General features: G+C 60.5%; 9 protein-coding genes. 8 read left to right on the top strand and 1 reads right to left on the bottom strand.

Translation table 11 applies throughout. From position 1 onward, the window contains the following. Window positions 1–19 precede the first annotated feature (19 nt). From upp to ABRP98_RS08260, 4 genes are all read left to right on the top strand, one after another. Complete coding sequence (upp, locus tag ABRP98_RS08275) at window positions 20–655, top strand: uracil phosphoribosyltransferase (protein ID WP_284770107.1); 636 nt, start codon at window positions 20–22, stop codon at window positions 653–655. A gap of 53 nt (window positions 656–708) precedes the next feature. Then, complete coding sequence (locus ABRP98_RS08270; protein WP_005281543.1) at window positions 709–1,071, top strand: helix-turn-helix domain-containing protein; 363 nt, start codon at window positions 709–711, stop codon at window positions 1,069–1,071. Between the two features lie 78 nt (window positions 1,072–1,149). Next, on the top strand, window positions 1,150–2,340 hold the full coding sequence (locus ABRP98_RS08265) for a M20 family metallopeptidase (protein WP_349858640.1): 1,191 nt from the start codon (window positions 1,150–1,152) through the stop codon (window positions 2,338–2,340). Between the two features lie 70 nt (window positions 2,341–2,410). After that, a complete protein-coding gene (locus tag ABRP98_RS08260) occupies window positions 2,411–3,838 on the top strand; it encodes an NAD(P)H-quinone dehydrogenase (RefSeq protein WP_005281545.1) in 1,428 nt (475 codons plus the stop codon). A 9-nt stretch (window positions 3,839–3,847) separates the two neighbouring features. Here the strand turns inward: ABRP98_RS08260 and ABRP98_RS08255 are convergent, their stop codons facing one another. Then, window positions 3,848–5,161 carry a short-chain fatty acyl-CoA regulator family protein gene (locus ABRP98_RS08255; protein WP_349858614.1) on the bottom strand — a complete coding sequence of 438 codons (1,314 nt, stop codon included), beginning with the start codon at window positions 5,159–5,161 and terminating at the stop codon, window positions 3,848–3,850. A gap of 164 nt (window positions 5,162–5,325) precedes the next feature. Between ABRP98_RS08255 and prpD the strand changes: the two genes are divergently transcribed. The 4 genes from prpD (at window position 5,326) to ABRP98_RS08235 (ending at window position 12,920) form a co-directional block, all read left to right on the top strand. Beyond that, window positions 5,326–6,837 (top strand): 2-methylcitrate dehydratase PrpD, encoded by a 1,512-nt coding sequence (prpD, locus tag ABRP98_RS08250; RefSeq protein WP_349858612.1) that lies wholly within the window; start codon window positions 5,326–5,328, stop codon window positions 6,835–6,837. Then, a complete protein-coding gene (prpB, locus tag ABRP98_RS08245; RefSeq protein ID WP_349858610.1) occupies window positions 6,837–7,769 on the top strand; it encodes a methylisocitrate lyase in 933 nt (310 codons plus the stop codon). The genes prpD and prpB overlap by 1 nt, the downstream gene beginning before the upstream one ends. A 13-nt stretch (window positions 7,770–7,782) precedes the next feature. Beyond that, the gene (locus ABRP98_RS08240) at window positions 7,783–8,943 is read left to right on the top strand and encodes a bifunctional 2-methylcitrate synthase/citrate synthase (RefSeq protein ID WP_349852143.1); all 1,161 of its coding nucleotides are present in this window, start codon (window positions 7,783–7,785) and stop codon (window positions 8,941–8,943) included. 545 nt (window positions 8,944–9,488) lie between these two features. Further along, a complete protein-coding gene (locus ABRP98_RS08235; protein WP_349858608.1) occupies window positions 9,489–12,920 on the top strand; it encodes a pyruvate carboxylase in 3,432 nt (1,143 codons plus the stop codon). Window positions 12,921–13,044: the final 124 nt, after the last annotated feature.

Here is a 13,044-nt window from a genome sequence, read left to right as displayed (position 1 = left end):
AAAGTTTAAAGTAGTGGGCATGGATATCCACGTCGTAGACCACCCGCTTGCCGCTTCCCGCCTGACCCTGATGCGCGATGCGCGCAGCGATAACTCCGCTTTTCGCGCCGCGCTCAATGACTTGGGAACCATGCTCGTATATGAAGCCTCCCGCGAATTGGCGGTAGAAAACTTCGATTGCGAAACCCCGGTTGCCACAGCACAAGGCACCCGTCTGCAGGATCCGCCCATCATCGTGCCCATCATTCGCGCCGGGCTCGGCATGGTGGATCCCGCCCTGTCGATGATTCCTGATGCCCAGGTCGGCTTCATTGGCATGGCGCGCGATGAAGAAACCCACGAACCCGTGCCGTACTTGGAGGCGCTGCCGCAAGACCTGACTGGGCGCACCGTCTTCGTCGTTGATCCCATGCTGGCCACCGGCGGTTCCTTGTTGCACGCGTTGCGCCTCTTGGCCGCCCGCGGCGCTACCGATATCACCGCAATCTGCATGGTCTCGGCCCAAAATGGTGTGGATGCGCTGGAGGAATCGGGCCTTCCCGTCCGCCTCGTCACCGCCGCCATTGACCCCGAACTCAATGCGGATGCCTATATCGTGCCGGGGCTTGGCGATGCCGGCGATCGCCTCTACGGCCCGCGCAATATCGATCTTTAGGCTAGTATTTCTCCCTGAAAGCCCAAAGGCCGCTTTCAAAGGGGGAAAAGATCGTGAGTTTTATTCAACTAATGTGGTCGAGCTACGGCTACGGATTTTCGCAACAACTGCGCCGCGTGCGCGAGCGGCGCGGGGTATCCCAGCAAGTGCTCGCGGATATTTCGGGGGTATCGCGCAGCCAGATTTCCAACCTGGAACGCAATGAAAATGGCCTACACACCATGGCGGACCCGCAATTATCCACGGTGTACAAGCTGGCGTTGGCCTTAGAAATCCCGCCGGCGGTCCTCTTGCCGGCCGGTGGGGACGTGGTGGAGGGCCACTTAGCGGATTCCGCGGTGCTCGGGGTAGAAGACGTCGCGCCCTTTCCGCAGGACTACATCAACCAGCGGCGCTTTAGTAATGCACGGGGCTAACCACCCTGACTTACTGAACCGCATGGTCTAGTTGTAGACTGCCTCCAAGAGATAGTCCAGCAACAGGGAGGCGTGCGCGTGATCTCGGAGTTTATTAACGAGTGGTTCGATGCTCACCGTGCGGAGGTCATTGCGTGGCGGCGCCATATCCACCGCAATCCGGAAACTGCGAACCAAGAGGTGGAAACCACCAATTATATCGCGAATATCCTTGCGGATTATGGGCTCGAGCTGCAGCGCTTCCCGCATACTGGTCTCATGGTGGACATCGGCCCAGACACGGAGCTTGGCCGCCTGGCCTTCCGCGCCGATATCGATGCCCTGCCCATCACGGAGGTGACCGGGCTGGAATTTACCTCTGAGAAGCCCGGGACCATGCACGCGTGCGGCCACGACGTACATACCACCGTGGCGCTCGGTTTGGCCTGCGCGCTGGCGGATTTTCAGCGGGTTAATGAGCTAAAGCTGGGCGTTCGCGTCATCTTCCAGCCGGCGGAAGAAGTGTGGGTCGGCGGGGCCACCGACGTTATTTCTTGGGGTGCGTTAGAAGGCGTGCATTCCATCTTCGCCATCCACGCCGAGCCGAAGCTGCGGGTGGGGCGCATTGGCATCCGCGCCGGGGCCATAACCTCCGCAACGGACGTGGTGGAGCTCAAGATTAAAGGCCCGGGCGGGCATACCTCGCGCCCGCATCTTTCCGCGGACGTGGTCTATGCGCTGGGTAAGGTTATTACAGAGCTGCCGGCGCTGCTGTCACGCCGCGTTGATCCGCGCACCGGCACGGTCCTGGTCTTTGGCCAGGTCAATTCGGGCTACGCCCCCAACGCTATTCCGGAAACCGGTCTGCTGACCGGCACGATGCGCACCGCCGATATCACCATCTGGCGCCAGATGCAGGAACTCTTCGCGGAGTTGGTGGAGCAGATCCTCGCGCCGGTGGGGGCAGAACACGAATTGTCCTATAATCGCGGCGTGCCGCCGGTGCTTAACGATGACGTGGCAACCGCCATGCTCGCTTCTGCCGCACAGTCCATTGACCCACAGGCCGTGGTTCAGGCCCCGCAGTCTTCCGGCGGCGAGGACTTTTCCTGGTACTTAGAGAAGGTGCCCGGTTCCATGGCACGCCTTGGCTGCTGGTCCGGGGAGGGGGAGCAGCACGATCTGCACATGGGCGATCTCATCGTGGATGAGCGGGCGATTGGTGTGGGCATTAAGCTTTTCGGGGCTGTCGTCGAGCAATTTATGGGGGAGAATGCGCAGGCGGACTAACGCGCTGGGGTTACCTACGGGTTAGACTCGTAGGCGACTTTAAAAGTGGAGCCTATAAAGGAGCAATTGCGTGTTGAACCAGACCAAGCGAATTGTCATCATCGGCGGTGGCCCGGCGGGCTACGAGGCAGCGCTGGCTGGCGCCAAGTACGGCGCGGAAATCACCATCATCGAAGACCAAGGCATGGGCGGCAATAGCGTGGTCTTGGACTGTGTTCCCTCCAAGTCCTTTATTGCCGGCGCCAATATTAAAACGGACTTGCGCCGCGCGGATGACATGGAGCTGAACGAGGGCATCGGCAAGGCGCAGCTTTCCATCAGTGCGCTGAACCAGCGCGTGCAAGACTTGGCGGCTAAACAATCCGGTGATATCCGCAATACCATGGATTCCCTGGGCGCGCGCGTTATCGATGGGCGCGCGCACTTCCCAGAGGATCAGCAGGCCGATGCCTTCGGTGGGCACAAGGTCACCGCGGTATTCAACGAGGATGGACACGAAGAAACGCTCGATGCGGACCTCGTCTTGGTGGCTACCGGCGCCACCCCACGCATTTTGCCCGGTGCCCAGCCAGATGGCGAGCGCATCCTGACCTGGCAGCAGGTCTATAACCTCACCGAGCTGCCGGAGCACCTAATTGTGGTCGGGTCCGGTGTCACCGGTGCCGAGTTCGTATCCGCCTTTGCCGAGCTGGGCGTCAAGGTCACGATGGTGGCCTCGCGCGATCGCATTTTGCCGCACGATGATGCCGATGCCGCCGACGTCCTCGAAACCGTGCTGAGCGAGCGCGGCGTGGAGCTGGAAAAGAACTGCCGCGTGGAAACCGTTAACCGCACCGAGGACGGCAACGTGCTGGTCACCACGCAAGACGGGCGCGAGATTCACGGCTCGCACGTCATCATGTCCATTGGTTCCGTCCCGAATACCAAGGATTTGAAGCTGGAAAACGTGGGTGTGGAAACCGCGAAGTCTGGGCACATCCAGGTAGACCGCGTCTCGCGCACCAATATTGCCGGCATCTACGCCGCCGGTGACTGCTCCGATCTTTTCCCGCTTGCCTCCGTGGCCGCAATGCAGGGCCGTGTGGCGATGTACCACGCGCTCGGTGAAGGCGTCTCGCCGCTGCGCCTGAAGACCGTGGCTAACGCGGTCTTTACTCGCCCGGAGATCGCCGCGGTTGGCTTTACCCAGGCCGAGATCGAGGCCGGTGAGGTCGCCGCCCGCGCCATTACCATGCCGCTGAATACCAACCCGCGTGCGAAGATGCGCTCGCTGCAGCACGGTTTTGTCAAGCTGTTCTGCCGCGCTACCTCCGGCCGCGTGATCGGTGGCGTCATCGTCGCACCGACCGCCTCCGAGCTTATCCTGCCCATTGCAATGGCGGTGACCAACCAGCTCACGGTGAACCAGCTGGCCGATTCTTTCGCGGTCTACCCATCGCTGTCCGGCACCATCACCGAGGCCGCCCGCCGCTTGGTGGCCCACGATGACTTGGAGTAAACCTCGTTCCTAGAACGTGGAGTAGGCCTGTTCCGCAGTGCGGTTGAGCTCGACTTTGATCGGTCTATCTGCCTCCGGCAGGGCGCGTTGCGGACAGAACTCGCGGGGGCAGGCCGTGCAGCCTGGGCCAATCGGGGTGGCGGCGGACATGTCCAGGTTCAGGGCATCGGCATAGACGATGCGATCCGCCTGGGTGATATCGCAGCCTAGGCCTACCGCGAATTCCTTGCGCGGCGTACCCCAAGACTTGGCCGTTCCCTGCACGAAACGCCCGATCCACAGGTAGGCGTGGCCATCCGGCATGGCCGCGACCTGCCGGGTAATGCGGTTCGGGGTTTCAAAGGCGCGGTGGACCACCCACAGGGGGCAGGATCCGCCAGAGCGCGCGAAGTGAAAGGCAGTAGAGGACTGCCGCTTGGAAATATTGCCCGCACGGTCGGTGCGGATGAAGGAAAAGGGCACGCCCTTCAGCCCTGGGCGCTGGAGCGTGGCGAGGCGCTGCGCCGTTGTTTCAAACCCGGTTCCAAAGTAGTTCCACAGCAGATCGATATCGTAGCGGGTATCTTCTGCCATTGTGAGAAAGCGCTGGTAGGGCATGGTGACAGCCGCTGCGAAATACTGCGCAAGGCCCAGGGTGGCCAAGTCCTGGGATTCGCCTTCGGGCAGTTCAGACACGAGGTTGTCACAGATATCGCCGTAGGCCAGCAGGCAGTATTGCAGGGCCATTTCAAAGACCAATTGCGCCTCAGATAGCCCATCGCGTAGCGAGAGTTCGCGCGTGTCTGGGTCGAAGCTGCGTCGAGGACCGGGCCGGGAAAAGCGCACGGTAACCCCCAGATCTTCGTGCATACGGGAGGCGAGCCGGCCGCGGCGCAGGACGCGATCGCCCAACTGGCCGGCGAGTTCTTCTGCGAGCACATCGAGCTCGTGGATGTAGTTATGCGCGTCATAAAAGAAATCGCGCACCACTTCAAAGGGGGAGGGGTCTGCGGCAGGCGCGCGCGAGGCAATATCAACAAACCGCGGCATCAACTCGGGAAAGCGGGAGGCGAGATCCGATAGCGCTTCCTCAGAGGCATCGGGGAAGATGTGGCGGAGCTCGGTAATCGTATGGATATCGCGGTCTTCGGCGAAGTAGCTGGGGTCCACGGTAAAGCGCTGGGCTAGCTGCATTAATACGGTCACGGTCAGCGGGCGCTGGTCGTTTTCCAACTGGTTAAGGTAGCTCGTGGATAACCCCAACTTCTTCGCCATCGCCACCTGGGTGAGACCGCGTTGCTTGCGCAAAGCGTGAATCCGTGCCCCCGCATAGTGCTTGGTCATGCGTCCTCGTCTTCCTTTACTGCCCATGCGCTGTGAAAATCACAAGTTTTGCAGATTTCACAAAAGAAGTCCGCTAATTTCCACAAACGTTACCTATAGCGTGCACCACATGCAAGCATTTACTGTGATGTGCAACGCATTGTTGATAAAGGAGGACGCAACTAGTGAAAAACCATGAGGTACGCACTCATAAATCCGCCGAGGACTTCCCGTACGAGGAGCACCTGGCGTACAAGGTGGCTGAGGTGGCCGCGGACCCCGTAGAAGTCCCGGAAGAAACCACCGAGATGATCATCAACCGCATCATCGACAACGCCGCAGTAGCTATGGCCTCCGTTGCCCGTGGCCCCGTTACATCCGCGCGAGTGATGGCAGAAGCCCACCCCGTGGACAAGGGTGGTTCCACCATTTTCGGCATCGATGGCACGTATTCCGCGGAGTGGGCCGCGCTGGCCAATGGCACCGCGGTTCGCGAGTTGGACTATCACGACACCTTCCTCGCCGCCGAATATTCCCACCCCGGCGATAATATTCCGCCGCTCCTTGCCGCAGCGCAGCACAAGGGTCTGAGCGGCCGCGACCTCATTCGCGGCATCGCGACCGGCTACGAAATCCAGGTCAACCTGGTCAAAGGCATATGCCTGCACGAGCACAAGATCGACCACGTGGCGCACTTGGGGCCATCGGTAGCCGCAGGGCTTGGCACGATGTTGGGCCTGGATAAGGACACGATTTACCAGGCCGTCGGCCAGGCGCTGCACACCACCACGGCAACCCGCCAGTCCCGCAAGGGCCTAATTTCTTCGTGGAAGGCCTACGCGCCGGCCTTCGCAGGCAAGATGGCCATCGAGGCCGTTGACCGCACCATGCGCGGCGAAGGCGCCCCGGCACCTATCTGGGAGGGCGAGGACGGGTTCATCGCCTGGATGCTGCATTCGCCAGAGCGCACCTACACCGTGCCCCTGCCAGAAAATGGTGAGGCCAAGACCGCCATCCTGGATACCTACACCAAGGAACACTCCGCGGAATACCAGGCGCAGGCTCCCATCGATATGGCCTTTGCGCTGAAAAAGACGCTGGAGGACAAGGGCCTGAAGACGGCGGATATCGAGTCCATCGTGCTGCACACCTCCCACCACACCCACTACGTCATCGGTACCGGAGCGAACGATCCGCAAAAGATGGATCCGTCCGCCTCCCGCGAAACGCTGGACCACTCTGTGATGTACATCTTCGCGGTCGCGCTAGAGGATGGCGTTTGGGACCACGAAACCTCCTATTCCCCTGAGCGCTCCAACCGCCCGGAGACCATCGAGCTCTGGCAGAAGATCTCCACCGTCGAGGATCCCGAGTGGACGCGCCGCTATCACTCCAACGACCTTGAGGAAAAAGCCTTCGGCGGCAAGGCCGTTATCACCTTCAAGGACGGCACCGTCGTCGAGGATGAGCGCGCCGTGGCTGATGCCCACCCGCTGGGCGCCCGCCCCTTCGCCCGCGAGCAGTACATCGCCAAGTTCAAAAAGCTTGCCGATGGCGTCGTCGACGAGGCCGAGCAAGAGCGCTTCCTCACCGCCGTGCAAGACCTAGAAAACCTCACCGATCTAACCGAACTCAACGTGCGGGTCAGCGATGAGCACCTCGCCACCGCGCCCGAGAAACCGGAGGGAATCTTCTAATGGCTGGACTATTTGGTTCTACAATCAGCAACGCAGAAAAGCGCGCGAATTTCCGTAAATCCATCGAATCCGGATCGATCACCACGCTGCCGGGCGCGTTTAACCCGCTGACCGCCCGGCTTATCCAGGACATCGGCGGCTTCGACGGCGTCTACGTATCGGGCGCGGTGTTGGCCAATGATTTGGGGTTGCCCGATATTGGCCTGACCACCTTGACCGAGGTGGCCCAGCGCGCCGGGCAGATTGCGCGCGCTACGGACTTGCCCGTGCTTGTCGATGCCGATACCGGCTTCGGCGAACCCATGTCCGCCGCCCGCACCGTCGCCGCGCTCGAGGATGCCGGGCTGGCCGGCTGCCACCTAGAAGACCAGGTCAACCCGAAGCGTTGCGGGCACCTCGACGGCAAGGAAGTGGTGGACAAGGAGGTTATGGTCCGCCGCATCAGCGCAGCCGTCAACGAGCGTCGCGATCCTAATTTCATCATCTGCGCCCGTACCGATGCTGCCGGTGTCGATGGCATCGATGACGCCATCGACCGCGCCAAGGCCTACGCCGAAGCCGGCGCGGACCTCATCTTCACCGAGGCGCTGTATTCCCCCGCGGACTTTGAAAAGTTCCGCGCCGCCGTGGATACACCGCTTTTGGCGAATATGACGGAGTTTGGAAAAACCGAGCTGCAATCAGCGAAAACCCTCGACGGTTTGGGATACAACGCTCTGATCTGGCCAGTCTCCAGCTTCCGCGTGGCCATGGGCGCTACCGAAGAATTCCTGCGCGACTTGCAGGAAACCGGCATCCAGACTGAGTGGCTAGAGCGCATGCAGCACCGCTCCCGCCTGTACGAGCTGGTCCGCTACCAGGAATACAACGAGTTCGACCAGTCCGTATTCACCTATTCCAAAGACAACTATCAACCCACTTTTGAAAGCTAAGGAGCCAGTGACCATGTCCGATAAGAAAAACGAAACCCCAGAAATCCGCAAGGGCCTCTACGGCGTCGTCGTTGATGAAACTGCCGTTTCCAAGGTCGTTCCTGAGACCAACTCCTTGACCTACCGCGGCTACCCGGTCCAAGAACTGGCCCGCTACTGCTCCTTCGAAGAGGTTGCGTACCTCTTGTGGAATGGCAAGCTGCCGGGCCAAGAATCCCTCATCCGTTTCTCCGCGCGTGAAAAGGCATTGCGTCACCTGGACCGCCATCTCATTGACCTGATCATGTCCATGCCACAAAGCTGCCACCCCATGGACGTGCTGCGCACGGCGATTTCCTTCATCGGGGCCCAGGACGCGGAGGAATACACCAGGGACTCCGAGCACGTCCGCCGTACCGCGCTCGAACTCATGGCGAAGATCCCCACCATCATCGCGCTCGACATCCGTCGCCGCCGCGGTGAAGGCTACATCGAGCCTTCCCGCAAGAAGGGCTTTGCCGAAAACTTCCTGTGGATGGTCTTCGGCGATGAAGAAGGCTCCCCTGCGCTAAACCGCGCCGATATCGAGGCCTTTGATAAGTCCCTCATCCTTTATGCCGAGCACTCCTTCAATGCCTCGACCTTCTCGGCACGCGTGGTTACCTCCACGATGTCTGATACCTACTCCGCCATCGTCGCCGCCATTGGCGCTCTCAAGGGACCACTGCACGGCGGTGCCAACGAGGCCGTCATGAAGAACTTCCTCGAGGTAGACGATCCTGCCAAGGCAGAGGAGTGGACCAAGAACAAGCTGGCTAATAAGGACCTGGTCATGGGCTTTGGTCACCGCGTGTACAAGAACGGCGACTCCCGCGTTCCCACCATGGAGGCGGCCTTCAAGGAGCTTGCCGAGCAGCACGACCAGACCAAGTGGATCGAGATGTACGACATCATGGCCAAGACCATGGAGGAAAACACCTCGATCAAGATCAAGCCGAACCTGGACTTCCCGGCCGGCCCTGCTTACCACATCCTTGGGTTCGATATTCAGTTCTTCACCCCGATCTTCGTCATGGCCCGCATCACCGGCTGGACCGCACACATCGTGGAGCAAAACGAAAACAACTCGCTGATTCGCCCGCTGTCCGCCTACGTCGGCGAAGACCAGCGCTCCGTTCCGCCGAAGTCCTTCTAAACACTTGGCTTCCCGCGCGGTTCGTCCCGCGGCGGACCGGGTAACCCGGGTAAGTTGACCGTAAATGCTCCCCACGCTTGCGTGGGGAGCATTTGTGCATCCCTCCTGCGGTATATCCGCATACTTCTGCGTCAAATGTGCATCCTCCTACGGTATAACTGAGCAAACCGCGCCCTCAGATGTCGCATTTTCGCCTCAGATATTGCATAGGAGGATGCACATGTAGCGGCTGCGGCAGCAGATATGGCTGCAGCTGCGGCATCGGTTTCGCCTACGATTCCGGTACCGACTACGGCTGCGACTGCGACACCGACTGCGAAAAATTTGCCGGATGGAAATTTGCAGACTTTGCAGAATTGTTAGGACTGTTATTACTGGTTGGCTGGCAGAAATCGCCTAGGCGGGGTTTAAGTTGCAGGTGAGTGTAGAAAACTCCGTTTTAAAAAAGGGATGATAAAAACTATTCTGATCTCTAAACTGAGAGACGGATCACCCCAGTGGGGACGTTGCAACGCAGCGTCTTCCAAGTTGAAAGGAACACCCAAGTGGCCAATTCCGCCCTTCCATCGTTCGACAAGATTTTGGTAGCCAACCGCGGTGAAATCGCCGTGCGTGCCTTCCGCGCTGCCTTTGAAACGGGGGCGAAGACCGTCGCCGTCTATCCTCGTGAAGATCGCAACTCCTTCCACCGCGCCTTTGCGGATGAGGCAGTGCGCATTGGTGACGAGGGACAGCCCGTCAAGGCATACCTCGATATCGAGGAAATCATCCGCGCTGCCAAGAAGTCTGAGGCGGATGCTATCTATCCGGGTTACGGCTTCTTGTCCGAGCGCGCCGATTTGGCCCGCGCCTGCGAGGACAATGGCATTAAATTCATTGGTCCTACCCCGGGCACGCTGGATCTCACCGGTGATAAATCCGCTGCGGTTAACGCTGCGAAGGAAGCAGGGCTGCCGACGCTGCAGGACTCGGAGCCGACCACGGACATCGATAAGCTGGTGGCAGACGCCGGTGACTTCAGCTTCCCAGTCTTTGTCAAGGCCGTCTCTGGCGGTGGCGGGCGCGGTATGCGCTACGTGGAATCGGAATCTGAGCTGCGCGAACGGGCGGCAGAAGCCTCACGCGAGGCCGAGGCGGCGTTTGGCGATGGCAGCGTGTACCTCGAGACTGCGGTGATTAATCCGCAACACATTGAGGTGCAGGTGCTCGCGGATTCCCAGGGCAATGTCATCCACCTTTTTGAGCGCGATTGCTCCGTGCAGCGCCGCCACCAGAAGGTCGTAGAAATCGCTCCCGCGCCATCGCTGGATTCGGAGCTGCGAGAGCGCATCTGCCAGGATGCCGTGAACTTCTGCGAGCACATCAACTATGAAGGTGCCGGCACAGTGGAGTTCCTCGTGGATGAGCGCGGCAACCACGTATTCATTGAGATGAACCCCCGCGTGCAGGTGGAGCACACCGTGACCGAGGAGGTTACCGGTGTGGACATCGTCAAGGCACAGATGAATATCGCCGCCGGGGCTTCTTTGGAAGACATCAACCTGTCGCAAGAAAATATCACCATTACCGGCTCCGCATTGCAGTGCCGCATTACTACCGAAGACCCGAATAACGGCTTCCGTCCAGATACGGGTACGTTGACTGCGTACCGCTCGCCGGGTGGCGCTGGTGTGCGCTTGGACGGTGCGACCTCCGTGGGTGCTGAGGTATCGCCCAACTTCGACTCCCTGTTGGTGAAGATGACCTGCCGCGGAACCACGTTCGAGCAGGCTGTGCACCGCGCTCGCCGCGCGCTGAACGAGTTCCACGTCTCCGGCGTGGCCACCAATATCGGCTTCCTGCGCGCGTTGCTCAATGAGTCTGACTTCGTCAATACCCGTGTCGATACCGGGTTCATTACCGAGCACCCGGATCTGCTCAAGGCGCCACCGGCGGTAGATGAGTCTGGACGTATCCTGGACTACATCGCGGATATCACCGTGAATAAGCCCAATGGTGATAGGCCCACCGCGTTGCGCCCGTTTGATAAGCTGCCGAAGTTCAATGCGGAAGATCCGCTCCCGCGCGGTTCCCGCGATGACCTCTTGGAGCTGGGGCCGCAGAAGTACGCGGAAAAGATTCGCGCTCAAGAGCCTTTGATGGTCACGGATACGACGTTCCGCGATGCCCACCAGTCCCTGCTTGCTACCCGTGTGCGCAGCACCGCCTTGGTGTCTGCGGCAGAGGCCGTGGCGCGCCTGACCCCAGACCTCTTCTCGGTGGAGGCGTGGGGCGGTGCTACCTATGACGTGGCCATGCGCTTCCTCCACGAGGATCCCTGGGTGCGTCTTGATCTGCTGCGCGAGGCCATGCCGAACCAGAACATCCAGATGCTCCTGCGCGGGCGCAATACCGTGGGTTATACCCCGTACCCGGATTCGGTCTGCCGCTCCTTCGTGCAGGAAGCGGCCAAGTCTGGTGTGGATGTCTTCCGCATTTTCGATGCACTTAACGATGTCTCCCAGATGCGCCCCGCCATCGACGCCGTGCTCGAGACGAATACCACCGTGGCCGAGGTGGCCATGGCGTATTCCGGAGACCTTTCTTCGCCGAAGGAAGACCTCTACACCTTGGATTACTACTTGAAGTTCGCCGAACAGATCGTAGAATCCGGCGCGCACATCCTGGCCGTTAAGGACATGGCGGGATTGTTGCGCCCAGAGGCCGCGCACACCCTGGTCACGGCGCTGCGCAAGGAATTCGACCTGCCGGTCCACGTCCACACGCACGATACCGCCGGTGGCCAGATCGCTACCTACTTCGCGGCGGCGCGCGCCGGTGCCGATATTGTCGATGGCGCCTCGGCGCCGCTGGCCGGCACCACGTCGCAGCCTTCGCTCTCCGCGCTCATCGCCGCGTTCTCCAACTCCAAGCGCGATACTGGAATCGACCTGCAAGCGGTCTCGGACTTGGAGCCGTACTGGGAGGCCGTGCGCCAGCTGTACGCCCCGTTTGAAAACGGCATTCCTGGCCCGACCGGCCGGGTGTACAAGCACGAGATTCCGGGTGGTCAGCTGTCGAACCTGCGCGCGCAGGCTGTGGCATTGGGCCTCGCGGATCGCTTCGAGGTCATCGAGGATAACTACGCCGCCGTCAACGAGATGCTGGGTCGCCCTACCAAGGTCACCCCGTCCTCCAAGGTGGTGGGTGACCTGGCGCTCCACCTCGTGGGCACCGGCGTTTCTCCGGAAGACTTCGCAGCCAACCCGACGAAGTACGATATCCCGGATTCCGTGGATCAATTCCTCCGCGGCCAGCTGGGTACCCCTCCGGGTGGCTGGCCGGAACTGCGCGATAAGGTCCTCGATGGTCGCGCCGAAACCGGCGCGCAGATTACCGATGTCCCGGCAGAAGAGCAGCCGCACTTGGAATCGGACAACTCGGATGAGCGTCGTGCGAGCCTGAACCGCCTGCTTTTCCCCAAGCAGTTCGAGGAATTCAACGAGTTCCGCCGCAAGTACGGCAATACCGAGGCGCTGACGGATACGACCTTCTTCTACGGCCTGACCGAAGGCGAAGAAAAGGTGGTGCACTTCTTCCCAGAAGATTCCACCGATCGCTCCGACCTTAAGCAGATCGTGGTGCGCCTCGATGCTGTGGGTGAGCCGGATGAGAAGGGCATGCGCAATGTCGTGCTCAACGTCAACGGCCAAATCCGCCCGATGAAGGTGCGCGATGAAAACGCCGAGTCCACTGTGGCTACGGTGGAGAAGGCGGACCCGTCCAACGACGGCCACGTAGCGGCCCCGTTCGCCGGTGTGGTCAACCCCACGGCAGAGCCAGGCGACGAGGTCAAGGCCGGCGATCAAGTCGCGGTCATCGAGGCTATGAAGATGGAAGCCTCCATTTCCGCCACCAAGGATGGTGTGGTGGACCGCGTGGCCATTGGCCAGGCCACCAAGGTGGAAGGCGGCGACCTCATCGCCGTCATCAAGTAGCGGCGCCGCCTAGCACAGACGTGTAAATCCCCTCCCGGCTTGGATGAATTGAACTGCTCCCCATTAGTTGGACTGAGAAATCAGTTACCGACTAGTAGGGAGTAGTTTTCTTTGAGAGCACGAA

Origin of the sequence: Corynebacterium sp. KPL2838 (genome assembly GCF_040225455.1) — a bacterium.
GTDB lineage: Bacteria > Actinomycetota > Actinomycetes > Mycobacteriales > Mycobacteriaceae > Corynebacterium > Corynebacterium rhinophilum.
This window is presented reverse-complemented; position numbering and strand designations above follow the sequence as displayed.

Coding starts and splice junctions, on each gene's coding strand:
- upp (WP_284770107.1), top strand. CDS start 20: ATGGATATCCACGTCGTAGACCACCCGCTTGCCGCTTCCCGCCTGACC.
- ABRP98_RS08240 (WP_349852143.1), top strand. CDS start 7,783: ATGTCCGATAAGAAAAACGAAACCCCAGAAATCCGCAAGGGCCTCTAC.
- ABRP98_RS08255 (WP_349858614.1), bottom strand. CDS start 5,161: ATGACCAAGCACTATGCGGGGGCACGGATTCACGCTTTGCGCAAGCAA.
- prpB (WP_349858610.1), top strand. CDS start 6,837: ATGGCTGGACTATTTGGTTCTACAATCAGCAACGCAGAAAAGCGCGCG.